At 61.0% G+C, this 23,979-nt stretch carries 24 protein-coding genes; 20 read left to right on the forward strand and 4 right to left on the reverse strand.

Annotated features, from left to right (window positions below; genetic code table 11):
• Nucleotides 1–10: 10 nt before the first annotated feature.
• From iscU to HX866_RS19000, 17 genes are all read left to right on the forward strand, one after another.
• On the forward strand, nucleotides 11–397 hold the full coding sequence (gene iscU, locus HX866_RS18920) for a Fe-S cluster assembly scaffold IscU (protein ID WP_007929523.1): 387 nt from the start codon (nucleotides 11–13) through the stop codon (nucleotides 395–397).
• Nucleotides 398–434: 37 nt separating this feature from the next.
• Entirely contained in the window at nucleotides 435–758 is a 324-nt protein-coding gene (gene iscA / locus HX866_RS18925) for an iron-sulfur cluster assembly protein IscA (protein ID WP_010565230.1), read from the forward strand.
• Between the two features lie 8 nt (nucleotides 759–766).
• Complete coding sequence (hscB, locus tag HX866_RS18930) at nucleotides 767–1,288, forward strand: co-chaperone HscB (RefSeq protein ID WP_177096472.1); 522 nt, start codon at nucleotides 767–769, stop codon at nucleotides 1,286–1,288.
• Nucleotides 1,289–1,339: 51 nt separating this feature from the next.
• Nucleotides 1,340–3,202, forward strand: a complete 1,863-nt coding sequence (gene hscA, locus HX866_RS18935) for a Fe-S protein assembly chaperone HscA (RefSeq protein WP_177140233.1) — start codon at nucleotides 1,340–1,342, stop codon at nucleotides 3,200–3,202.
• A gap of 2 nt (nucleotides 3,203–3,204) precedes the next feature.
• Nucleotides 3,205–3,546 carry an ISC system 2Fe-2S type ferredoxin gene (fdx, locus tag HX866_RS18940; RefSeq protein WP_177096476.1) on the forward strand — a complete coding sequence of 114 codons (342 nt, stop codon included), beginning with the start codon at nucleotides 3,205–3,207 and terminating at the stop codon, nucleotides 3,544–3,546.
• 14 nt (nucleotides 3,547–3,560) lie between these two features.
• Nucleotides 3,561–3,761 (forward strand): Fe-S cluster assembly protein IscX, encoded by a 201-nt coding sequence (gene iscX, locus HX866_RS18945; RefSeq protein ID WP_177096478.1) that lies wholly within the window; start codon nucleotides 3,561–3,563, stop codon nucleotides 3,759–3,761.
• An 88-nt stretch (nucleotides 3,762–3,849) separates the two neighbouring features.
• Nucleotides 3,850–4,275, forward strand: coding sequence for a nucleoside-diphosphate kinase (gene ndk, locus HX866_RS18950; RefSeq protein ID WP_002552482.1), 426 nt, complete (start codon nucleotides 3,850–3,852; stop codon nucleotides 4,273–4,275).
• Between the two features lie 28 nt (nucleotides 4,276–4,303).
• Nucleotides 4,304–5,452 carry a 23S rRNA (adenine(2503)-C(2))-methyltransferase RlmN gene (rlmN, locus tag HX866_RS18955; protein WP_177096480.1) on the forward strand — a complete coding sequence of 383 codons (1,149 nt, stop codon included), beginning with the start codon at nucleotides 4,304–4,306 and terminating at the stop codon, nucleotides 5,450–5,452.
• 12 nt (nucleotides 5,453–5,464) lie between these two features.
• Nucleotides 5,465–6,226, forward strand: a complete 762-nt coding sequence (pilW, locus tag HX866_RS18960; protein WP_177096482.1) for a type IV pilus biogenesis/stability protein PilW — start codon at nucleotides 5,465–5,467, stop codon at nucleotides 6,224–6,226.
• The gene (locus tag HX866_RS18965) at nucleotides 6,223–7,209 is read left to right on the forward strand and encodes a RodZ domain-containing protein (RefSeq protein ID WP_177123950.1); all 987 of its coding nucleotides are present in this window, start codon (nucleotides 6,223–6,225) and stop codon (nucleotides 7,207–7,209) included. The genes pilW and HX866_RS18965 overlap by 4 nt, the downstream gene beginning before the upstream one ends.
• Before the next feature lie 3 nt (nucleotides 7,210–7,212).
• Entirely contained in the window at nucleotides 7,213–8,322 is a 1,110-nt protein-coding gene (gene ispG, locus HX866_RS18970; RefSeq protein WP_100943102.1) for a flavodoxin-dependent (E)-4-hydroxy-3-methylbut-2-enyl-diphosphate synthase, read from the forward strand.
• A gap of 22 nt (nucleotides 8,323–8,344) precedes the next feature.
• Nucleotides 8,345–9,634 carry a histidine--tRNA ligase gene (gene hisS / locus HX866_RS18975; protein WP_177096486.1) on the forward strand — a complete coding sequence of 430 codons (1,290 nt, stop codon included), beginning with the start codon at nucleotides 8,345–8,347 and terminating at the stop codon, nucleotides 9,632–9,634.
• A gap of 40 nt (nucleotides 9,635–9,674) precedes the next feature.
• A complete protein-coding gene (locus tag HX866_RS18980; RefSeq protein WP_177103676.1) occupies nucleotides 9,675–10,316 on the forward strand; it encodes a YfgM family protein in 642 nt (213 codons plus the stop codon).
• Entirely contained in the window at nucleotides 10,309–11,460 is a 1,152-nt protein-coding gene (gene bamB / locus HX866_RS18985; protein ID WP_177096490.1) for an outer membrane protein assembly factor BamB, read from the forward strand. Before HX866_RS18980 ends, bamB begins: the two co-directional genes overlap by 8 nt.
• Nucleotides 11,461–11,599: 139 nt before the next feature.
• On the forward strand, nucleotides 11,600–13,075 hold the full coding sequence (der, locus tag HX866_RS18990) for a ribosome biogenesis GTPase Der (protein ID WP_177140234.1): 1,476 nt from the start codon (nucleotides 11,600–11,602) through the stop codon (nucleotides 13,073–13,075).
• 112 nt (nucleotides 13,076–13,187) lie between these two features.
• Nucleotides 13,188–14,336 (forward strand): pyridoxal phosphate-dependent aminotransferase, encoded by a 1,149-nt coding sequence (locus HX866_RS18995; protein ID WP_177140235.1) that lies wholly within the window; start codon nucleotides 13,188–13,190, stop codon nucleotides 14,334–14,336.
• Nucleotides 14,324–15,118, forward strand: a complete 795-nt coding sequence (locus HX866_RS19000) for an amidohydrolase (protein ID WP_177096496.1) — start codon at nucleotides 14,324–14,326, stop codon at nucleotides 15,116–15,118. The genes HX866_RS18995 and HX866_RS19000 overlap by 13 nt, the downstream gene beginning before the upstream one ends.
• Nucleotides 15,119–15,304: 186 nt before the next feature.
• Here the strand turns inward: HX866_RS19000 and leuA are convergent, their stop codons facing one another.
• From leuA to HX866_RS19020, 4 genes are all read right to left on the reverse strand, one after another.
• Nucleotides 15,305–16,987 (reverse strand): 2-isopropylmalate synthase, encoded by a 1,683-nt coding sequence (leuA, locus tag HX866_RS19005; RefSeq protein ID WP_177103682.1) that lies wholly within the window; start codon nucleotides 16,985–16,987, stop codon nucleotides 15,305–15,307.
• A 562-nt stretch (nucleotides 16,988–17,549) separates the two neighbouring features.
• The gene (locus tag HX866_RS19010; RefSeq protein ID WP_177140236.1) at nucleotides 17,550–18,371 is read right to left on the reverse strand and encodes a peptidoglycan DD-metalloendopeptidase family protein; all 822 of its coding nucleotides are present in this window, start codon (nucleotides 18,369–18,371) and stop codon (nucleotides 17,550–17,552) included.
• A gap of 18 nt (nucleotides 18,372–18,389) precedes the next feature.
• Nucleotides 18,390–19,769, reverse strand: coding sequence for an exodeoxyribonuclease VII large subunit (xseA, locus tag HX866_RS19015; RefSeq protein ID WP_177140307.1), 1,380 nt, complete (start codon nucleotides 19,767–19,769; stop codon nucleotides 18,390–18,392).
• 113 nt (nucleotides 19,770–19,882) lie between these two features.
• Complete coding sequence (locus tag HX866_RS19020) at nucleotides 19,883–20,836, reverse strand: LysR family transcriptional regulator (protein ID WP_371319265.1); 954 nt, start codon at nucleotides 20,834–20,836, stop codon at nucleotides 19,883–19,885.
• Between the two features lie 100 nt (nucleotides 20,837–20,936).
• Here HX866_RS19020 and HX866_RS19025 point away from each other — a divergent pair, with 100 nt between their 5' ends.
• The 3 genes from HX866_RS19025 (at nucleotide 20,937) to guaB (ending at nucleotide 23,978) form a co-directional block, all read left to right on the forward strand.
• Nucleotides 20,937–21,704, forward strand: coding sequence for a sulfite exporter TauE/SafE family protein (locus HX866_RS19025; protein WP_177140237.1), 768 nt, complete (start codon nucleotides 20,937–20,939; stop codon nucleotides 21,702–21,704).
• 173 nt (nucleotides 21,705–21,877) lie between these two features.
• The gene (locus tag HX866_RS19030; protein ID WP_177140238.1) at nucleotides 21,878–22,426 is read left to right on the forward strand and encodes a sugar ABC transporter ATPase; all 549 of its coding nucleotides are present in this window, start codon (nucleotides 21,878–21,880) and stop codon (nucleotides 22,424–22,426) included.
• An 82-nt stretch (nucleotides 22,427–22,508) separates the two neighbouring features.
• Nucleotides 22,509–23,978, forward strand: coding sequence for an IMP dehydrogenase (gene guaB, locus HX866_RS19035; RefSeq protein ID WP_177096506.1), 1,470 nt, complete (start codon nucleotides 22,509–22,511; stop codon nucleotides 23,976–23,978).
• Nucleotide 23,979 lies beyond the last annotated feature (1 nt).

A 23,979-nucleotide genomic window follows, 5' to 3' on the forward strand; every position in this document is an offset into this window, starting at 1 on the left:
ATTAAGTACCATGGCTTACAGCGAAAAGGTCATCGACCACTACGAAAACCCGCGCAACGTCGGCAAGATGAACGCGGAAGACCCTGATGTCGGCACCGGCATGGTCGGCGCTCCGGCGTGCGGCGACGTTATGCGCCTGCAGATCAAGGTCAACGAGCAAGGCATCATCGAAGACGCCAAGTTCAAGACCTACGGTTGCGGTTCGGCTATCGCCTCCAGCTCCCTGGCTACCGAGTGGATGAAGGGCAAGACTCTGGATGAAGCAGAGACCATCAAGAACACTCAGCTGGCTGAAGAACTGGCCCTGCCGCCAGTGAAAATCCACTGCTCGGTACTCGCCGAAGACGCCATCAAGGCCGCCGTTCGCGATTACAAGCAGAAGAAAGGCCTGATCTAAACGATCTGGCGTTCAAGCGATTAGTAAGGAGTCACCGATGGCTATCAGCATGACAGAAGCGGCTGCTCGACACGTGCGACGCTCCCTTGATGGGCGCGGCAAAGGTGAAGGGATTCGTCTGGGTGTTCGCACCACAGGCTGTTCCGGCCTTGCCTATGTGCTGGAGTTCGTCGACGAAGTGGTGGCGGAAGATCAGGTGTTCGAAAGTCACGGCGAAAAAGTGATCATCGACCCGAAAAGCCTCACCTACCTGGACGGCACTGAACTGGATTTCGTCAAGGAAGGGTTGAACGAAGGCTTCAAGTTCAACAACCCCAACGTGCGCGGTGAATGTGGCTGCGGCGAAAGCTTCAACATCTGAGGCTTCTCGTGGGTACTCCTTGTCATTTCGCTTTATTCGAGTTGCAGCCGAGCTTTACGCTGGATCTCGAACAGTTGGCCGCGCGCTATCGAGAACTGGCGCGCGGTGTGCACCCGGACCGCTTTGCCGACGCTTCCGAGCGTGAGCAACGCCTGGCCCTGGAGCAGTCCGCGAGCCTCAACGAGGCCTACCAGACCCTCAAGAGTCCTCCCAAGCGCGCGCGTTACCTGCTCGCCATGGGTGGTCGCGAGTTGCCGCTGGAGGTCACGGTGCATGACCCCGATTTCCTCATGCAGCAGATGCAATGGCGCGAGGAACTCGAGGAGTTGCAGGACGAGGCGGACCTGCCCGGTATCGCCACGTTCAAGCGCCGCTTGAAAGTCGCCCAGGACCAGTTGAACGACAGCTTCGCAGCTTGTTGGAACGATGCCGCGCAACGCGAACAGGCTGAACGCCTGATGCGGCGCATGCAGTTTCTCGACAAGCTCACCTACGAAGTGCGCCAGTTAGAAGAGCGCCTCGACGATTAACCCAGTGCCGCCTCGGTCGCACGCCTGATATTCAGATAAGTCCAGATAACGATGGCCCTACTGCAGATCGCCGAACCCGGCCAGAGTCCTCAACCGCACCAGCGTCGCCTGGCTGTGGGGATCGACTTGGGCACTACCAATTCGCTGGTCGCTGCATTGCGCAGTGGTCTTTCCGAGCCGTTGCCCGACGCCGACGGGCAGGTGATCCTGCCGTCCGCGGTGCGCTATCACGCTGACCGCGTTGAAGTCGGGCAGTCGGCCAAGTTGGCTGCCGCCAGTGACCCGCTCAATACCGTTCTGTCGGTGAAACGCCTGATGGGGCGCGGCCTCGCGGACGTCAAGCAACTGGGCGAGCAACTGCCTTACCGCTTTGTCGGCGGTGAGTCGCACATGCCGTTCATCGACACCGTGCAGGGCCCGAAAAGCCCGGTGGAAGTGTCCGCGGAGATCCTCAAGGTGCTGCGTCTGCGCGCCGAGGCGAGCCTGGGTGGCGAACTGGTTGGCGCGGTGATCACCGTGCCGGCCTATTTCGATGAGCCCCAGCGCCAGGCCACCAAGGATGCGGCCCGCTTGGCCGGACTCAACGTGCTGCGCCTGCTCAACGAGCCGACTGCGGCGGCGGTGGCTTACGGTCTGGATCAGAACGCCGAAGGCGTGGTCGCCATCTATGACCTGGGCGGCGGTACTTTCGATATCTCGATTTTGCGTCTGACCCGTGGCGTCTTCGAGGTACTAGCTACCGGTGGCGACAGCGCCCTGGGTGGCGATGACTTCGACCATGCGATTGCCGGCTGGATCATCGAGCAGGCGGGCTTGTCCGCCGATCTCGATCCGGGTACGCAGCGTCATCTGCTGCAAACTGCCTGCGCGGCCAAGGAGGCCCTGACCGACGCGACTTCGGTCGAGGTGGTGTATGGCGATTGGCGTGCGGCGTTGACCCGTGAAGCTTTCGATGCGCTGATCGAGCCCATGGTTGCGCGCAGCCTCAAGGCTTGCCGACGCGCCGTGCGCGATTCGAATGTGGAGCTCGACGAGGTCCAGGCCGTGGTCATGGTCGGCGGTTCGACCCGTGTGCCGCGTGTTCGCGAGGCGGTCGCCGAGATGTTCGGGCGTCAGCCGTTGACCGAGATCGATCCGGATCAGGTGGTGGCCATTGGTGCCGCGATCCAGGCCGATACCCTGGCCGGCAACAAGCGCGATGGCGGCGAATTGCTGCTGCTGGACGTGATTCCGTTGTCCCTCGGGCTGGAAACCATGGGTGGCCTGATGGAGAAGGTGATTCCGCGCAACACCACCATCCCTGTCGCTCGGGCCCAGGACTTCACGACTTATAAAGATGGTCAGTCGGCCATGATGATTCACGTGCTGCAAGGCGAGCGTGAACTGATCAGCGACTGCCGCTCCCTGGCGCGTTTCGAGCTGCGTGGTATCCCGGCCATGGTCGCGGGTGCGGCGAAGATTCGCGTGACCTTCCAGGTCGATGCCGATGGTCTGCTCGATGTCTCTGCCCGCGAGCTGGGTTCGGGCGTCGAAGCGAGCATTCAGGTCAAACCGTCCTACGGCCTGACCGATGGCGAAATCGCCAAGATGCTCAAGGATTCGTTCCAGTATGCCGGTGACGACAAGGTTGCCCGCGTGCTGCGTGAGCAGCAGGTCGATGCCCAGCGCCTGGTCGAAGCCGTGCAAGCGGCTTTGGAGGCGGATGGTGAGCGCTTGTTGGATGCCGACGAACGCATGGTCATCGACCTGCAGGTCGAGGAGCTGACCGAACTGATGAAAGGCACCGATGGTTACGCCATCGAGCAGCAGACCAAGCGTCTGTCGCAAGTGACCGATGCTTTTGCTGCCCGCCGCCTGGATTCGACGGTCAAGGCCGCCCTGGCGGGGCGCAACCTGAATGAGATTGGGGAATAACGATGCCGCAGGTGATTTTTCTGCCACACGAAAAGTTTTGCCCTGAGGGCTTGGTCGTGGAGGCTGAGACCGGTACGTCCATCCTCGAACTGGCCCATGAGCACCATATCGAAATGGAAAGTGCCTGTGGCGGCGTCTGCGCCTGTACCACCTGCCACTGCCTGATTCGCGAAGGTTTCGACTCGCTGGAAGAGGCCGATGACCTGGAAGAAGACTATCTTGATCGGGCTTGGGGGCTGGAAGCCCAGTCGCGCCTGGCCTGTCAGGCCAAGGTCGGGACTGAAGACCTGACCGTCGAGATTCCCAAGTACTCGCTCAACCACGCCGCCGAAGCGCCGCATTGATTCAAGGAATTATCATGAACCTGAAATGGGTTGATGTGCTGGAAATCGCAATCCAACTGGCTGAAAGCAAGCCGGAAGTCGATCCAATTTCGGTCAACTTCGTCGATCTACGGAAGTGGGTGATGGAATTGCCCGAGTTCGACGACAAACCTGAGCACTGCGGCGAGAAGGTTCTGGAGGCCATTCAGGCCCACTGGATCGAAGAACGCGACTGAGCAGTGCAGCAGGTTAGGCAATACTTGAGAACCCGCGTATAATTCGCGGGTTTAATTTTTGGCAAATCACTGTTTCTGGAGTTACACCATGGCTGTTCAACGTACTTTCTCCATCATCAAGCCTGACGCCGTTGCAAAAAACGTGATCGGCGAGATCACCACCCGTTTCGAAAAAGCCGGCCTGCGCGTTGTTGCTTCGAAACTCAAGCAACTGTCCAAAGCTGAAGCCGAAGGCTTCTACGCTGAGCACAGCGCTCGTGGTTTCTTCGGCGACCTGGTTGCCTTCATGATCTCCGGTCCTGTTGTTGTTCAGGTTCTGGAAGGCGAAAACGCTATCGCTCTGAACCGTGAGCTGATGGGCGCTACCAACCCTAAAGAAGCTGCTGCCGGCACCATCCGTGCTGACTTCGCTGACTCCATCGACGCCAACGCTGTACACGGTTCGGACTCCGAAGCCGCTGCTGCTCGCGAAATCTCGTACTTCTTCGCAGCTACCGAAGTAACCGCTCGCTAAGCAAAGGCTTGGGAGTGAGGGTGAATCCATGACTGTATCAATCGGCAAAACAAACCTGTTGGGTCTGACTCAACCGGAAATGGAAAAATTCTTCGACTCAATCGGGGAGAAGCGTTTCCGTGCCGGTCAGGTCATGAAGTGGATTCACCACTTTGGCGTCGATGATTTCGACGCCATGACGAACGTCAGCAAGGCCTTGCGTGAAAAACTCAAGAGCGTTGCCGAAGTTCGCGGTCCTGAAGTCGTCAGCGAGGACATTTCCACCGACGGCACCCGTAAATGGGTGGTGCGCGTGGCGTCCGGCAGCTGCGTCGAGACCGTCTACATTCCCCAGGGCAAACGCGGCACCTTGTGCGTTTCGTCCCAGGCGGGCTGTGCCCTGGACTGCAGTTTCTGCTCCACCGGCAAGCAAGGCTTCAACAGCAACCTCACCGCCGCCGAAGTGATCGGCCAGGTGTGGATTGCCAACAAATCCTTTGGCAGCGTCCCGGCGACCGTCGACCGTGCCATCACCAACGTGGTGATGATGGGCATGGGTGAGCCGCTGCTGAACTTCGACAACGTCATCGCGGCCATGCACCTGATGATGGACGACCTGGGCTACGGCATCTCCAAACGCCGCGTGACCCTGTCGACCTCCGGCGTGGTACCGATGATCGACGTGCTCGCCGAGCACATCGACGTCTCCCTGGCGTTGTCGCTGCACGCACCGAATGACGCATTGCGTAACCAATTGGTGCCGATCAACAAGAAGTATCCGCTTAAGATGCTGCTTGAGTCGTGCCGTCGCTACATGGCGACCCTCGGCGAGAAACGTGTCCTGACCATCGAGTACACCCTGCTCAAGGATATCAACGACCAGGTCGAGCACGCGGTCGAGATGATCGAGTTGCTCAAGGACACGCCGTGCAAGATCAACCTGATTCCGTTCAACCCGTTCCCGCACTCCGGGTACGAGCGTCCGAGCAACAACGCGATCCGGCGTTTCCAGGATCTGTTGCATCAGGCCGGCTATAACGTCACGGTACGCACCACCCGTGGTGAAGACATCGACGCGGCCTGCGGTCAACTGGTGGGGCAGGTGCTGGATCGCACCCGTCGCAGCGAACGCTACATCGCCGTACGTGAGCTGAGCGCCGATGCTGAAAGTCCGCAAAGCGCCGCGAACCGAAACTGAGAGAGGATCTCCATGACCTTGCGCGCTGCGCTCCTTGTAGTATTCGTCGGCCTGCTGGCCGGCTGCGTTTCAACGGGTAATGTCGACCCGATGAGTACCAGCAAGGGGCGCGATGAAGCGCGCGCGGCCTATGTGCAACTGGGCATCGGTTATCTGCAGCAAGGCCAGACCGAGCAGGCCAAGGTGCCGCTCAGGAAAGCCCTGGAGATGAACAGTTCCGATCCGGATGCCAATGCCGCCCTGGCGCTGGTGTTCCAGGCCGAAGGCGAGACGAAACTGGCCGAGGAGCATTTCCACAAGGCCCTGTCGTCGCGTCCTGACGATGCGCGCATGCTCAACAATTACGGCAGCTTCCTGTTTGAGCTCAAGCGTTACAAAGAAGCCTACGAGCGGTTTGAACAAGCCGCCAACGACAGCCTCTATACCGAACGTTCGCGGGTTTTCGAAAACCTCGGCCTGACCGCCCTGGCCCTTGGCCAGCGGGATCTGGCGATACAGCATTTCGAAAAATCCCTGCGCCTGAACCGCCAACAGCCACGTGCTTTGCTGGAAATGGCTGAGTTGTCTTACGAAGACAGGCATTATGTGCCCGCACGCGATTATTACGCGCGCTTCAGCCTGCTGAGCGAGCAAAATGCACGTAGTCTATTGCTCGGTATCCGCCTGGCGAAAATCTACGAAGATCGTGACAAGGCCGCCAGTTACGGCTTGCAACTAAAACGACTCTATCCCGGTACGCCGGAATATCAGCAATACCTGTCGGAGCAAAGATGAAAGCGGCGCAACCCGAATTTGTAGCAGCGACTCGCGTCAACCCCGGTGAGACCCTGCGTCAGGCCCGCGAAAGCAATGGTTGGACGTTGGCCGAGGTGGCTGTGAAGCTCAACCTCACGGTGTCGTCCCTGAGCAACCTGGAAGCTGGTGCCTTCGACAAGCTGCCGGGGCATACCTTTGCCCGGGGTTATATCCGCGCCTATGCCAAGTTGCTCGGCATGGACCAGGCCGTTCTGGTTCAGCAGTTCGACCAGTGTACCGGCACTGATTCCCAGGGCAGCAGCGTCCAGGCGCTGGGCCGTATCGAAGAGCCGGTGCGGTTTTCCCACACCCTCTTGCGTATTGTCAGCCTGCTGTTGCTGATTGCCGTGATCGGCGGCGGCTTTGTCTGGTGGCAGGACCAGGCCAGCCTGCGCTCCAAGGATCAGGCGGCGGTCAATATGGAACACGTCGAAGTCGAAAGCGCCGACGGCACCACGCAGATTCACCCGATCGACGAGCCGGAAGACCAGGCCGTGACCGAGAACCAGGCCGCCTCCGAGGCGCCGGCACCTGAAGGCGCGGCCGAGGCCCAGCCTGCCGTTCCCGCACCGGCCCCGGCGCCAACCCCGGCTGTCGTGCCTGTGCCACATTCGGCCCAGACCCTGGTGGTCGCGCCGACCCCGGCCCCGGCGCCGATTTCCAGCGTCGCGCCAAACGCCCCGGTCAGCACCGCAGCGGTTTCCGCCGAGCCTGTGGCCGGTGCCGGTCAGGTCCACCTGACCTTCGTCGCCGATTGCTGGACCCAGGTCACCGACGGCAACGGCAAGGTGCTGGTCAGCGGTCTCAAGCGCAAGGGCGAGAACCTTGAACTCAGCGGCAAGCCACCTTTCGCCGTGCGCCTGGGTTATGCCCGGGGCGCACAGATCGCATACAACGGTCAGCCGGTCGATATCGCACCGTTCACCAGTGGCGAGACCGCTCGCCTGAAGCTAGGTCAATAAGTCATGCACGGCCAATCTCCTATCAAGCGTCGCGAGTCTCGTAAAATCTGGGTCGGCTCGGTACCAGTAGGCGGCGATGCACCGATCGCGGTGCAGAGCATGACCAACAGCGACACCAATGACGTCGCGGCCACCGTGGCACAGATCAATCGTCTGGAAGCCGCGGGCGTCGATATCGTGCGCATTTCCGTGCCGGACATGGATGCCGCCGAGGCGTTCGGTCGGATCAAGCAATTGGTCAAGGTGCCGCTGGTCGCCGATATCCACTTCGACTACAAGATCGCTTTGCGCGTGGCCGAACTGGGCGTCGACTGCCTGCGCATCAACCCGGGCAACATCGGTCGCGAAGACCGTGTGCGTGCGGTGGTCGATGCCGCCCGTGATCGGGGTATTCCGATCCGCATCGGCGTCAACGCCGGCTCCCTGGAAAAAGACCTGCAGAAAAAGTACGGCGAGCCTACGCCAGAGGCGTTGGTGGAGTCGGCCCTGCGTCATGTCGAGCACCTGGAGCGTCTGAATTTCCAGGACTTCAAGGTCAGCGTAAAGGCTTCCGACGTGTTCATGGCGGTCGCTGCCTACCGTCTGCTGGCCAAGGAAATCGTCCAGCCGCTGCACCTGGGGATCACCGAAGCCGGTGGTTTGCGTTCAGGCACAGTGAAATCCGCCGTCGGCCTCGGTATGCTGCTGGCCGAAGGGATTGGCGATACTATTCGCATCTCGTTGGCGGCCGACCCGGTCGAGGAAGTGAAAGTCGGCTACGACATCCTCAAATCCCTGCATCTGCGCTCCCGTGGTATCAACTTCATCGCCTGCCCGAGCTGCTCGCGGCAGAACTTCGATGTGGTCAAGACCATGAACGAGCTGGAAGGACGCCTGGAAGATTTGCTGGTGCCGCTGGATGTGGCAGTGATCGGTTGTGTGGTCAACGGACCGGGTGAGGCCAAAGAGGCCCATATCGGCCTGACCGGCGGTACACCGAACCTGATCTACATCGATGGCAAGCCGGCGCAGAAATTGACGAATGACAATCTGGTGGATGAGCTGGAAAGGCTGATCCGCCAGAAAGCGGCCGAAAAGGTCGAAGCCGACGCGGCGTTGATCGCCCGCGGCTGATCGAAGAATTTAAGGATATTTTGTGAGCAAGTCTTTGCAAGCCATTCGTGGCATGAACGACATCCTGCCCGAGCAGACGCCCCTGTGGCGCTATTTCGAGAGCACCGTTGCGCGCCTGCTGGATAACTACGGTTACAAGCAGATCCGCATGCCGATCGTCGAATTCACCGAGTTGTTCAAACGCTCCATCGGTGAAGTGACCGACATCGTCGAAAAAGAGATGTACACCTTCGAGGACCGCAACGGCGATTCCCTGACCCTGCGCCCGGAAGGCACCGCGGCCTGCGTGCGCGCTGTGCTGGAGCACGGTATCACCGGGGGTGGCCAGCCGCAGAAGCTCTGGTACATCGGTCCGATGTTCCGCCACGAGCGTCCGCAGAAAGGCCGTTATCGCCAGTTCCATCAGATCGGTTGCGAAGTCTTCAATATCGACGGCCCGGACATCGACGCCGAGCTGATCGTACTGACCTGGCGCCTGTGGGGCCTGCTGGGCATCCGCAATGCGGTCAAGCTCGAACTCAACAGCCTGGGCACCAGCGAATCCCGCGGGCGTTATCGCGAGGCCCTGGTGGAGTACCTCAGTGCGCGTCTCGAGTTGTTGGACGAAGACAGCCAGCGCCGCCTGAAGACCAACCCGCTGCGGGTGCTCGACACCAAGAACCCGGACACCCAGGCCGCGTTGGTGGATGCGCCGAAACTCGCCGACTACCTCGACGACGAATCGCGCCTGCACTTCGAAGGTCTCAAGGCCCGTCTCGATGCCGCAGGTATCCCGTACGTGATCAACCCCAAGCTGGTGCGCGGGCTGGATTACTACAGCAAGACCGTTTTCGAATGGGTCACCGACCAGTTGGGCGCCCAGGGCACGGTGTGTGCCGGTGGTCGCTACGATGGCCTGGTCGAGCAGATGGGCGGCAAGCCGACCCCGGGCGTGGGTTTTGCCATGGGTATCGAACGCCTGATCCTGCTGCTGGAGACCCTGGAGCAGGTGCCGGAAGAAATTGCCCGTCAGGTCGATGTCTACCTGTGCGCCTTCGGCGAAGCCGCAGAGCTCGCGGCTCTGGCCCTGAGCGAGCAGGTCCGTGACCAACTGCCGAACCTGCGTTTGCAGGTCAACGCCGGCGCCGGCAGCTTCAAGAGTCAGTTCAAGAAAGCAGACAAGAGTGGTGCGCTGTACGCCTTGATTCTCGGAGACGACGAATTGGCTCAGCAAGTGGTAGGTTTCAAACCCCTGCGTGGCCAGGGCGAGCAACAAAGCATTGCCTGGGACGCTCTTTCCGAGCACTTGGCCACCTGCGTCGTGCAGGGTTGAAGCTGTAAAACAGCCGATTTAAAGAATAAGGAGTATTGGGGTGTCGAGTACCGAAGATGATCAGTTGGCGGAGTTGAAGGACTGGTGGCAGCGTAACGGCAAACCCCTGGTCACTGGCGGCTTGCTGGCCCTGGTGGTGGTGTTCGGCTGGCAAGCCTGGCACAAATACCAGAGCAACCAGGCGCAAGGCGCCTCGGTGCTCTATCAGCAATTGCTGGAAACCACGCTGACACCGGACGGCAAACCCGATCCTGGACGTGTGGCGGACCTGGCCAGCAAGCTCAACACCGACTTCGCTGGCAGCGCCTATGCGCAGTACGGCAGCTTGTTCGTAGCGAAAGTTGCGGTCGATACCGGTAAACTGGACGACGCCGCGCGTGAGCTGAAAACCATTACCGACAAACCGGCCAACATCACCCTGGGCGAAGTCGCGCGTCAGCGCCTGGCCCAGGTGCTGGCGGCACAGAACAAGGTCGACGACGCACTGAAACTGCTCGACGGCGATGCTGACAAGGCGTTCCTGGCCAGTCGCGAAGAACTCAAGGGGGACCTGTTGGTTCAACTGGGTCGGACCGATGAAGCCCATGCCGCGTACCAAAAGGCCAAGGCGGCGCTGTCTGATGAAGCAGCGGTCGGTGGCTTACAAATCAAGCTGGACGACCTGGCCAAAGGGGATGCGTGACGTGATCCGTTGGAAACATGCAGCATTGCTGGCTCTGGCCATTCTGGCCGCGGGTTGCAGCAGCAACAGCAAGAAAGAACTGCCACCGGCCGAACTGACTTCCTTCAAGGAAGAAGTGGTTCTGCATAAAGAGTGGAGCCGTTCCATCGGTGACGGCCAGGGCAAGATCTACAACATGCTGGTGCCGGCGATTGACGGCGACACCATCTACGCGGCCGATGACACTGGCATCGTGATCGCGATGGATCGCATGAACGGCGACGTCAAGTGGAAGAAAGACCTGGAGTTGCCGGTTTCCGGCGCCATCGGCGTCGGCTACGGCCTGGTGCTGATGGGCACCCTCAAGGGTGAAGTGATTGCCCTGGATGCCAGCACCGGCGAGCAGAAATGGCGCGCCCAGGTGACCAGCGAAGTGCTGGCACCGCCGGCCACCAACGGTGACGTGGTGGTGGTGCAGACCCAGGATGACCGTGTGATCGGCCTCGATGCCGACACCGGCCACCAGCGCTGGTTGTACGACAGCACCCCGGCGGTCCTGACCCTGCGTGGCACCGGTGCACCGTTGGTCACCAACCACCTGGCGGTGGCGGGCCTGTCCAGCGGCAAAGTGGTCGCCCTGGATACCCATAACGGCGTGCCGGCGTGGGAAACCCGCGTGGCCATCCCGCAAGGGCGTTCGGAGCTGGAGCGTGTGGTCGATATCGACGGCGGCCTGCTGTTGTCCGGCGGCAGCTTGTATGTCGCCAGCTACCAGGGCCGCATGGCGGCACTGGACCTGGAAAGTGGTCGAGTCCTCTGGCAGCGTGATGCTTCCAGCTACTCGGGCGTTGCCCAGGGTTTCGGCAGTGTCTATGTCGCCTTGGCGTCCGGCACCGTTGAAGGCGTTGACGAACGTTCCACCACGGCCATCTGGAGCAACGACGCCCTGGCTCGCCGCCAGCTGTCGGCACCGGAAGTGTTCTCCAGCTACGTTGCCGTGGGTGACTTCGAAGGCTACCTGCACCTGCTGAGCCAGGTGGACGGTCGCTTCGTCGGTCGCGAGCGCATCGACAGCGACGGCCTGCGTGCACGTCCGCTGGTGATGGGTGACATGATTTACGTGTATGGCAACAGCGGCAAACTGGAAGCCCTGACCATCAAGTAAAGGTTTGACTATGCTTGGGGGTATCCCCAAGCGGCCTTGCCCTGGCAAGGTTTGCGGCACCTCCCGGTGCTGCCCCGAGCACCAGCCGCTGCCTTGCAGCGGCTTTTGTATTTTCTGAAATAACGAAGTGGAGAGCCGCATGGTTCCCGTAATCGCCCTGGTGGGCCGACCGAACGTCGGTAAATCCACCCTGTTCAACCGCCTGACCAGGACTCGCGACGCCATCGTCGGCGACTTGTCCGGTCTGACCCGTGACCGCCAATACGGTGAGGCCAAGTGGCAGGGGCGCACCTATATCCTGATCGACACCGGCGGTATTTCCGGCGACGAGCATGGCATGGACGAGAAGATGGCCGAGCAGTCGCTGCTGGCCATTGAAGAAGCCGATGTCGTGCTGTTCCTGGTGGATGCCAAAGCCGGTTTCACCGCCGCTGACCAGATGATCGGCGAGCACCTGCGCAAACGTAACAAGCGTTCCTACGTGGTGGCCAACAAGGTCGACAACATCGACCCGGACATGGCCCGCGCCGAATTCAGCCCGATGGGCCTGGGCGACGCGATCCCGATCGCCGGTGCCCATGGTCGCGGCATCACCCAGATGCTGGAAATCGCCCTGCGCGACTTCCCGAAAGACGACGAAGACGAGCCGGAAGACGGCGAGATCGAAGATGTTGCCGAAGGTGAAGAAGCCAAGCGCATTCCGGGTCCGAGCGAAAAAGATGGCATCAAGATCGCCATCATCGGTCGCCCGAACGTCGGCAAGTCGACCCTGGTCAACCGTATGCTCGGTGAAGACCGGGTCATCGTCTATGACGAGCCTGGCACCACCCGCGACAGCATCTACATCCCGTTCGAACGTAACGAGGAAAAGTACACGCTGATCGACACCGCCGGTGTGCGCAAGCGCGGCAAGATCCACGAGGAAGTCGAAAAATTCTCCGTGGTGAAAACCTTGCAGGCGATCAAGGACGCCAACGTCGTGATCTTCGTCATGGACGCCCGCGAAGGGGTGGTCGACCACGACCTCAACCTGCTCGGGTTTGCCCTGGAGTCCGGTCGCGCGCTGGTGATCGCCCTGAACAAATGGGACGGCATGACCCCAGGCGAGCGGGATTTTGTGAAGATCGAGCTGGAGCGCCGGTTGTTCTTCGTCGACTTCGCCGACATCCACTTCATCTCGGCCCTGCACGGCACGGGCGTGGGTAACCTGTACCAGTCGGTGCAGAACTCCTTCAAGTCGGCGGTCACCCGCTGGCCGACCAGCCGCCTGACCCAGATCCTCGAAGATGCGGTGAGCGAGCACGCACCGCCGATGGTCAACAGCCGTCGGATCAAGCTGCGTTATGCGCACTTGGGTGGGGCCAACCCGCCGCTGATCGTGATCCACGGCAACCAGATCGAGAAGGTGCCGAAGTCCTATGTTCGCTACCTGGAAAACACCTATCGTCGGGTGTTGAAGCTGGTGGGGACGCCAATCCGCATCGAGTTCAAGGGCGGCGAGAACCCGTTCGAAGGCAAGAAAACCGCGCTGACCGACCGCCAGGTCAACAAGAAGCGTCGGATGATGTCGCACCACAAGCAGGCCGACAAAAAGCGTCGCGACAAGAAACGCTGATTCGGATCATGAAAACGGGCGCCTCGGCGCCCTTTTTCATGCCTGGTGTTTACGTTATCCTCGAATGCCCCGTGCCCCGTAGAGCCGGGTGTTCAGCAGGGAAAACGACCCCATGATCACCAGCAAGTTGCCGAATGTCGGCACCACCATCTTTACCCGTATGTCCGCGCTCGCGACGGAAACCGGCGCGCTGAATTTGTCCCAGGGTTTCCCGGATTTCGAGGGGCCGCAGGCCCTGCGCGATGCCGTTGGCCGGCATATCAACAACGGTCATAACCAGTACGCCCCAATGACCGGGCTGCTGCCCCTGCGTCAGCAAGTGGCGGCGAAAATTGCCCGCAGCTATGGCGTGCACGTGAACGTCGATGCCGAGATCACCATCACCCCCGGCGCGACCCAGGCGATCTTCTGTGCTATCCAGGCGGTGATCCACCCCGGCGACGAGGTGATCGTCTTCGACCCTTGCTACGACAGCTACGAGCCCTCGGTGGAATTGGCCGGCGGGCGTTGCGTGCATGTGCAACTCGGGCTGGATGACTTCTCCATCGACTGGCAGAAACTCACCGATGCGCTGAGCCCGCGCACCCGCATGATCATCCTCAACAGCCCGCACAACCCCAGCGGTGCGCTGATCAGTCATGCCGAACTGGATCAGTTGGCGGCGTTGATCGCCGATCGCGATATCTACCTGGTCAGTGACGAAGTCTATGAACACCTGGTGTTCGACGGCGTGCCCCATGCCAGCGTATTGGCCCATGAGGCGTTGTATCAGCGGGCCTTTGTGGTCAGCTCGTTCGGCAAGACCTACCACGTCACCGGCTGGAAAACCGGCTATGTGGTGGCGCCGCCAGCCCTTACCGCCGAACTGCGCAAGGTGCACCAGTACGTCAGTTTCTGCGGCGTGACGCCGTTGCAGTACGCGTTGGCTGATTTCATGGCGTTACGCCCGGAGCATGTCGAGGAACTGCCGGCGTTCTACCAGGAAAAACGCGACCTGTTCTGCGACCTGCTGGGCGAGTCGCGTTTCAGCTTCAAGCGGGCGGCGGGGACCTACTTCCAGTTGGTCGACTACTCGCAGATCCGCCCGGACCTGAATGACGTCGACATGGCGGTGTGGATGACCCGCAAACACGGCGTGGCGAGCATTCCGGTGTCGGTGTTCTACCAGAATCCACCGCAAGGGCAGCGCCTGGTGCGCCTGTGTTTTGCCAAACGCGAGGAGACGTTGCGTGAAGCGGCGGAGAAACTATGCGTGATCTGAGTGCCTTGCCGGACCTGAAACTCGCGCTGGTGCAGACCTCTTTGGCCTGGCATGACCGTCAGGCCAACCTGGAGCATTTCGACGTCCTGCTGGAGCAGGCTGCGGGGGCTGACCTGGTGATCCTGCCGGAGATGTTCACCACCGGTTTCTCCATGGAGTCGCAGACCCTGGCCGAAGCTGAAAACGGTCCGACCAGCCACTGGCTGCGTGAGCAGGCGAAAAAGCTCGATGCGGTGATTACCGGCAGCGTGATTGTCCGGGCTGCCGATGGCAGCCACCGTAACCGCCTGTTGTGGGCACGACCGGACGGTGAAGTGCTGCACTATGACAAGCGCCATCTGTTCCGCATGGCCGGCGAGCATAACCATTACACCCCTGGGGAGCGCCAGATACAGTTCGAACTCAAGGGCTGGCGAGTGCGCCCGCTGATTTGCTACGACCTGCGTTTCCCGGTGTGGAGCCGCGATGCCCAGGACACCGATCTGCTGCTGTACACCGCCAACTGGCCGGGGGCGCGGCGTTTGCACTGGAACCGCTTGTTGCCGGCACGGGCGATTGAAAACCTGTGTTATGTGGCGGCGGTGAATCGGGTCGGCATCGATGGCAAGGGCTTCGCTTATACCGGTGACAGCCAGGTGCTGGATTTCCAGGGTGAGTCGCTGCTGGGAGCGGGGGAGGCCGATGGCGTGTTCCAGGTCACCTTGAGTGCTACGGAGTTGGCGGCCTATCGGACGCGGTTTCCGGCTTACCTGGATGCGGACAGCTTCGAACTACATCATTAGACCGCGTTATCGTTCATCACGAGCAATCGAGCGTCGACCGGCTACTCCTACAGGTTCGGCGTCGAGCCATGTTCTTGTGTACGCCGCGAACTTTGTAGGAGCAAGCTTGCTCGCGATAGCGGACTCAAGCACACAAAAAAGGCCCCGGGGTCCACACCACCGGGGCCTTTTCATTTCAGCCGGCGATTACGCCGCCTGGGTGGTGTCCACCTGGCTCAACGAACGATTCAGCGCACTGAACAGCGCCTTGAAGCTGGCGGTGGTGATGTTTTCATCGATGCCCACGCCGTGCACCGCACGTTCGCCGTTCACCCGCAGCTCGATATAGGCCGCGGCCTTGGCGTTGGTCCCGGCACCGATGGCGTGCTCGTTGTAGTCCATGATCTCCACCGGCAGTGGCAGGCCGGCCACCAGGGCTTCCAGGGCGCCGTTGCCCTTGCCGCGCCAGTGCAGGTTGGTCTCGCCCTGGCCTTTGCCGGAGACTTCCACTTCCACGGCACTGTTGCCGTTTTCTTCCTGCAGGCGATGGCTGACCAGCGCATACGGGGTGTTGGCTTGCAGGTACTCGCTGTGCAGCAGGGCATGGATCTGTTGTGCGGTCATTTCCAGGCCGAGACGGTCGGTTTCACGCTGTACCACCTGGCTGAACTCGATCTGCATGCGACGCGGCAGGCTGATGCCGTATTCCTGCTCCAGCAGGTAGGCGATACCACCCTTGCCCGACTGGCTGTTGACGCGGATCACCGCCTCGTAGCTGCGGCCGATGTCGGCCGGGTCGATCGGCAGGTACGGCACTTCCCACAGGGTGTCCGCTTGTTGCTGGGCGAAGCCCTTGCGAATCGCATCCTGGTGGGAGCCGGAGAACGCGGTGTGGACCAGGTCGCCGACATACGGGTGACGTGGGTGCACCGGAATCTGGTTGCACTCCTCGACCACCTTGCGCACGCCGTCGATGTCGGAGAAGTCCAGCTCAGGGTCGAGGCCCTGGGTGTACATGTTCAGGGCCACGGTCACCAGGTCGACGTTACCGGTACGCTCGCCGTTGCCGAACAGGCAACCTTCGACGCGGTCGGCGCCGGCCATCAGGCCCAGTTCGGTGGCGGCTACGCCGGTGCCACGGTCGTTGTGGGTGTGCAGACTGATGATCACGCTGTCACGACGGTTGATATGACGACCGAACCACTCGATCTGGTCGGCGTAGATATTCGGAGTGGCGCACTCGACCGTTGCCGGCAGGTTGAGGATCACCTTGTGCTCGGGCGTCGGGTTCCAGACTTCGATCACCGCGTCGCAGACTTCCTTGGCGAACTCCAGTTCGGTGGCGCTGAAGGTTTCCGGGGAGTATTCGAACTGCCACTGGGTGTCCGGCTGCTGGGCGGCGTATTTGACGAACAGCTTGGCGGCGTTGACCGCGATGGCCTTGATCCCGTCCTTGTCCTGGTTGAAGACAATGCGGCGGAAGGACGGCGAGGTGGCGTTGTACAAGTGAACGATGGCTTTCTTCGCCCCACGCAGGGATTCGAAGGTGCGCTCGATCAAATCTTCACGACCCTGGGTCAGCACCTGGATGGTGGTGTCCGCGGGGATATGGTTGTCTTCGATCAGGGTACGGACGAAGTCGAAGTCGGTTTGCGAAGCGGCCGGGAACGACGCTTCGATTTCCTTCACGCCGACGCTGACCAGGGTTTTCCAGAAGCGCAGTTTTTTCGCCGCGTCCATCGGCTCGATCAGCGACTGGTTGCCGTCGCGCAGGTCGGAGCTGCACCAGATCGGCGCGCTGGTGATGGTTTTCGAAGGCCAGGTGCGATCTGGGAGATCGATGGTCGGGAACGCACGGTACTTCGAGGACGGGTCTTTGAGCATGCTCATGGGAAATTCCTTGGGGTCAGGGCCGAAAAAAGGCGGCCAGCCAGTAATGTGTTATCGGGGAGAAAACCGGGGGCGAGGTCGTTCGATTCAGCCTGGCAGTCGTGCGCTGACGAGGCAGAGGCTGCGGTGTTGACGTCGCTGAATGAGGGTGTGAGATGTTTTCATGTCTTCAACCCTAACCACTGAGGTGAAAGATGGCAAGCCTGTGGGAAAAATTGAGAGGAATCCTCGTAAAGTCGATTTTTACGAGATTTTATTCTTATTTTGTGCCGTGAAGTCTAGAACAATTGCGCACTATTTTGGCGCTGCGCAATTTTTCCCGAAAGCGAGCTGACTGAAACCACCCCTTGTAGGAGCCAGCTTGCTGGCGATGACGTCCGGATGATCGCGGCAAGGCTCAAGGGCCCCATCGCGAGCAAGCTTGCTCCTACAGGTCTGGTGTTTCAGCACAGAAGGCTCGTCGTTCCGCAATCCCTTGTAGGAGCGAGCTTGCTCGCGATGACGGCCGAACAGGCGATACAAGGTTCACGGGCTCGATCGCGAGCAAGCGGCGTATTGGCCTTCAGGGTTGGAATGCGCCGATAAAGATCGCCGGATCGACCCGGGCGTCATTCAGGCTGACGTTCCAGTGCATATGCGGCCCGGTCGCTCGCCCCGTGGCGCCAACCTTGCCCACCACCGCACCGCGTGCCAGGGATTGACCCACCTGCACATCGATCTTCGACATATGACAGAACATGCTGATAAAGCCCTGGCCGTGGTCGACGAACACAGTGTTGCCGTTGAAGAAGTAATTGCCGATCAGGATCACCTTGCCCGCTGCCGGAGTCTTGATCGGTGTGCCCGCCGGCACCGCAAAGTCCAGCCCGGAGTGCGGGTTGCGCTCCTCGCCGTTGAAGAACCGGCGCACGCCGAAGCGGCTCGACAGCGGGCCATTGACCGGCTTGTCCAGCAGCAGGTTGCTTGGCGTGCCCGGGCTGAAGCTGCGATAGGCGCGAATCTGTACCGCCAGTTCTTCATCGATGCGCTTGAGGTCGGCGGGATTCGGGTTGACCTGCCGGGTGTTCTTCAAGGTGATGTGCTGTTCCGGGTACTTCTTGCTGCCGACATTGAAACCCAGGCTGCGCCCTGCGGAGCTGATCTGCTGGCTACCGGGTTTCACGGTCAGGGGAATACCGACAATCGCCAGCCAGCTGTTCTGTTCCTTGACCACCAACACGGGTTTGCCCTGGTAGCTGGCCTTGGGCGCCTGGGCGTTCGGCCCGAGATCGACAACGGCCACGCCGCCAGGCACCGGCTTGTTCAGCAGGCGGGTAAGATAGCTGTCGGCGTGGGCATTGAAGGCCAGGCCCAGCAACAGCAGGACACCAAGAAAACGGGGCATGCTCAGATCCCTTGAAAATCAGTCCAGTAAGGAAAGGGTGACCGGTGTCAGATGGTTGTCCTCGACCCGCACCTGCAATTCACCCTCGCCAAGCTTCGCCTTCAGGCGTTGGCCGGTGTGGGTCTGCTCGGCATTGCGGATGGCCTGGCCGCGCTCGTCCAGCAGAATACTGTAGCCACGGCCAAGTGTGGCCAGGGGACTGACGACATGAAGTGTCTGCATTTGGCTTTGCAGTTGCAGGCGCCGGGCTTTCAGGCCTTCGCGCATGGCCCGGGGCAGGCGTTCGGAGAGACTGTCGAGGCGCTGGCGCAGGAGTGCCAACTGCCGGCCCGGATGTTGCCCGGCGAGGCGGGTTTCCAGGCGAATCAGTTTTTCCCGGCGGGTATTGAGTTGGCGTTCGAAGGCCCGGCGCATGCGCATATCCAGGTCATCCAGGCGCTGGGCCTGTTGACGCAGGCGTTCACCGGGGTGGCGCAGGCGCCGAGCCAGACCGTCGAGGCGCAGGCGGTCGCGCATCAGGCGGTCGCGGATCCGCATCACCAGGCGCCGGTGCAGGCTCTCGACCCGACGTTGCAGGTCGCTGGAGTCCGGGGCCAGCAGTTCAGCGGCGGCGGAGGGCGTCGGGGCGCGGACGTCGGCGACAAAGTCGCTGATGGACACATCGGTTTCATGGCCGATGGCACTGACGATTGGCGTGACACAAGCGTCCACCGCACGGGCCACGGCTTCTTCGTTGAAGCACCAGAGGTCCTCCAGCGAACCGCCGCCACGGGCCAGGATCAGCGCGTCGAAGCCCTTGGCGTCGGCCAGCTTCAGGGCACGGACGATTTGCGTGATGGCTTCGCGACCTTGCACGGCGGTAGGGATCAGCGTCAGTTCGACCTGGGGAGCACGGCGGCGGAAGACGCTGATGATGTCGCGGATCACCGCACCGGTGGGCGAACTGATAATGCCGATACGTTGCGGGTGGGCGGGCAGCGGAACCTTGCGCTCGGCGCTGAACAGGCCCTCGGCGCTGAGTTTTTCCTTCAGGGCATCGAAGGCCAGGCGCAGGGCGCCATCGCCGGCGGGCTCCACGGTATCGAGAATCAGCTGATAGTCGCCGCGCCCCTCGAACAGCGAGACCTTGCCGCGGACCTTGACCGCCAGGCCGTCCTTCAGTGCCTGGCGCACCCGGGCGGCGTTCTGCCGGAACAGTGCGCAACGGACCTGGGCGCCGCTGTCCTTGAGGGTGAAATAGATATGTCCGGACGCCGGACGGGCGAGGTTGGAAATTTCGCCTTCGACCCAGATATTGCTGAACACGTCTTCGAGCAACACCCGCGCGCGGCCGTTGAGCTGGCTGACAGTGAGGACTTCGCGGTCGAGGCCCAGGCGTGAAAAGGGATCTTTAATCATGGGCTGCATGATAAAGGCATTCGGTCGTCGATCACCATGGGTGTGTAGCGCGCTCATGGAATACGCACGTCAAGGCGGCGCGATCCTTGTGGGAGCATTGGGGCTTGCGGTGATCATTCGGACGCCATCGCCGGCAAGCCGGCTCCTACAGGGGGTATGGTGATGTTCGATGGATCGCGCAAGGCTTGGCTGAAACGCTCGACAAACTGCGCCACCAGCGGCGTCGGCTCCTGGCGGCAGGCCAGGGCCAGGGTGCTCTGGCAATCCGGGTCCTTGAGGGGCAGGAAATGGATATTCGTCGGGGCGATGTCCTGCATCGACTCGGGCAGCAACGCGATGCCGAAGCCGGCCTGGATCAACTGCAACTGGGTAGTCTTGCGCGACACCACTCGCGCTGCCTTGGGAAAGAAGCCCTGGCGCATGCACAGCTCGGCCGAGAGATAACTCAAGCCTCCGCGCTGCGGATGCGGAATGGAGATAAAGGCTTCGTCCTTTAATAAGGCGAGGTCGATACCCTCGGTCGAGCCTGCCAGCGGATGATTGGGCGGCACCGCCAGCAACAGGCGCTCGCTGAACAGCGTCAGGATCTGCATCCCCTCGCGCTGGCGCAGTACCGGCAGGCGCAACAGGCCGATATCCAGCCGGCCCTCGGCGAGCTCTTCGAGCTGGGCTTCGGAGGACAGCTTGACGATATCCATCGACGCCCCCGGGCTCTCGTCCAGATAGTGACTGATTGCCCGCAGCAATCGCCCGCTCATCGGCACCGTACTGGAATGACTCAGGCGCAAGGTGCCCAGTTGCCCTTTGCCCACCTGGGTCGCCAGCTCGCTGGCCTTGTTCAGTTCGCTCAACAGATTCCTTGCCCGCTGATAAAAAGCTTCGCCGGCCGCGGTCAGTCTCGGCTGACGCGCCGTGCGTTCGAACAAGGGCGTCTGCAAATGGTTTTCCAGTTCCTTGATTTGTCGGCTCAAGGCCGACTGGGCAATAAACAGGCGTTCGGCGGCGGCGCTGAAGCTGCCGGACTCGGCGATCTCGACGAAGTAGCGCAATTGGCGAGTGGAAATCACGAGTCATGCCTTTTCGAGATGGGTGGTGGGCTTTGAATATATTAGTCGCAAGGCTCGCCGCTGGCTAAAGTCAATCGAACCCATTGCGGAAGTGTTCTTCATGAGTCTTGTTGCGCTGTTGAACCAGTGGCCATTCAGCGCCACCGATTGGTTGGTGGTGGAGTTGGGGGTGGCCCTGGCTTATATCGTCTTCGGCGTGGCCGGTTTCGGCACGGCGCTGGTGGCCGGGCCGATCCTGATCCTGTTCATGCCGTTGTCGAAGATCATCCCGCTGTTGGTGTTGCTGGATTTCATCGCTGCCTTTGGCAACCTGTTGCCGTCCCGCAAGGACGTGGTCAGGCCGGAGTTGTTGCGGTTGTTGCCATGCATGGCGGTGGGCTGCACCCTGGGGGTGATCTTCCTGTTGAACCTCAAGTCCGACATCCTGTTGCTGCTGATGGGGTTGTTTATCAGCGCCTATGCGGTCTACAGCCTGTTGGTGACGGCGCGACCGACGCAACTGGCGGCGGGGTGGGCGGTGCCGATGGGGGTAGTGGGCGGGATGTTCGGTGCGTTGTTTGGCAGCGGCGGCTTTCTGTATGCGATCTATCTCAACAGCCGTTTGCCCAAGGACGCGGCACGGGCGACGCAGAGTGCGCTGATCAGTTGCAGCACGGTGGTGCGTCTGTCGCTGTTTGCGATTGCGGGTGTCTATGCCGAGCTACCCTTATTGATGTTGGCGGTGTGTTTGCTCCCGGCAATGCTGTTGGGCATGTGGATCGGTCGGCGGGTGACGTCGAAGCTGTCTCGTGAAGCCTTCGTGCGGTTGGTCACCTGGTTGGTGCTGGCCAGCGGGATTGCCTTGATTACGCGGTACTTGAGTACTTGACCTGATGGCGCCAGGGATTAAGCTGCCGGCCGTTGAAATTTTTCGCGAGCAAGCTCGCTCCTACAGGGTCAGGTGTACACCTTGCCACCGATCACTCCTGTAGGAGCGAGCTTGCTCGCGATAGCAATTGCCCAGCCAACGCAATCCTTCTTCAGACGCTCCAGGCCGTCCCCATGAATTCCCAAAGCATCATCGTCCCGAAGATTTCCACCTTGCCGGTCCACGAACCCCGGGCCCGGGCCATCGTGCGCTGGCTGGTGCGCAAGAACATCATCGAGGAGCAACTGAGCACCTGCGGTCGCACCGGCAACCGCATGGCCCATGCCATTGCCCCGGGCGCCGCCAGTGTGGTGCTGCGCCCCGATGCGTTGCCGTTCAATGAGCCGATCAACGGCATGGAGATCGTCACCAAGCGCTGCATCTATACCCCGGCCAAGGGCTTTCTCGAAGAGGCTGGCTGCGCCGAGTGCCGCAAGGAAGTGGGTGAGGCGCTGTTCGACAGTCTCGAAGAGTGGATGCCAGGGCGTACCGAGAACTTCATCTGCCCGCTGTGTGGCCATGAGGACGATATCAACGGCTTTCTGTTCCTGCAGGCCTGCGCGTTTTCCAACCTCGGTTTTATCTTCAACAACTGGGCCGAAGCCGGCTTCAAGCAGAGCTTTCTCGACGAGTTCGCCGACTGGCTGGATCAGCCGGTGGCCTGGGTAAAAGTGGAGCTTTAAATAAGCCAAGGTTTACATTGAGCCTAGCGGGGCTTCTGAGTATAATGGCGCGCTTCCATTTTCCCGCTCGGGAGCCCCCGCGATGCTGCGTATCAGCCAAGAAGCTCTGACCTTCGACGACATTCTCCTAGTGCCCGGTTATTCCGAGGTTCTCCCTAACGAAGTCAGTCTCAAGACCCGCCTAACCCGTGGCATCGAGCTGAATATTCCGCTGGTTTCCGCTGCCATGGATACCGTGACCGAAGCCCGTCTGGCCATTGCCATGGCCCAGGAAGGCGGTATCGGTATCATCCACAAGAACATGACCATCGAGCAGCAAGCTGCCGAAGTGCGCAAGGTCAAGAAGTTCGAAGCCGGTGTGGTCAAGGACCCGATCACCATCGAGGCCGACGCCACGGTGCGTGACCTGTTCGAACTGACCCGCATGCACAACATCTCCGGCGTGCCAGTACTGCACGACGGCGACCTGGTCGGCATCGTCACTTCCCGTGACGTGCGTTTCGAAACCCGCATGGATGTCCCGGTTCGTGAAGTGATGACGCCTAAAGAGCGCCTGGTCACTGTTCGCGAAGGCGCCAACAAGAACGAAGTCCGCGAGTTGCTGCACAAGCACCGTTTGGAAAAAGTTCTGATCGTCGACGACAAATTCGCCCTCAAGGGCATGATGACCGTCAAGGACATCGAAAAATCCAAGGCTTACCCGCTGGCCAGCAAGGACGACCAAGGTCGTCTGCGCGTGGGCGCTGCGGTCGGCACCGGTAAAGACACCGCTGATCGCGTTGCCGCGCTGGTCAATGCCGGTGTTGACGTGGTGGTGGTCGACACCGCCCACGGTCACTCCAAAGGCGTGATCGACCGCGTTCGCTGGGTCAAGCAGAACTTCCCTGAAGTCCAGGTGATCGGCGGCAACATCGCCACCGGCGCGGCAGCCAAGGCCTTGGCCGAAGCGGGCGCGGATGCGGTCAAGGTCGGTATCGGCCCTGGCTCGATCTGCACCACCCGTATCGTCGCCGGTGTCGGCGTGCCACAGATCAGTGCCATCGCCAACGTCGCCGCCGCCCTTGAAGGCACCGGCGTACCCTTGATCGCCGACGGCGGCATCCGCTTCTCCGGTGACCTGTCGAAGGCCATCGTCGCGGGTGCTTCCTGTGTGATGATGGGCTCGATGTTCGCCGGTACTGAAGAAGCACCGGGCGAAATCGAACTGTTCCAGGGCCGTTCCTACAAGGCTTACCGCGGCATGGGTTCGCTGGGCGCGATGTCGCAGTCCCAGGGTTCCTCCGACCGCTACTTCCAGGACTCCTCCGCGGGTGCCGAGAAGCTGGTACCGGAAGGCATCGAAGGGCGCGTACCTTACAAAGGTTCCCTGACCGCCATCGTCCATCAACTGATGGGCGGCCTGCGCTCCTCGATGGGCTACACCGGCAGCGCCGACATCGAAGAAATGCGCACCAAGCCTGAATTCGTGCGTATCACCGGTGCTGGCATGGCTGAATCTCACGTTCACGACGTGCAGATCACCAAAGAAGCTCCAAACTATCGCGTAGGTTGAT

Origin of the sequence: Pseudomonas gingeri (assembly GCF_013386165.1) — a bacterium.
GTDB lineage: Bacteria > Pseudomonadota > Gammaproteobacteria > Pseudomonadales > Pseudomonadaceae > Aquipseudomonas > Aquipseudomonas gingeri_C.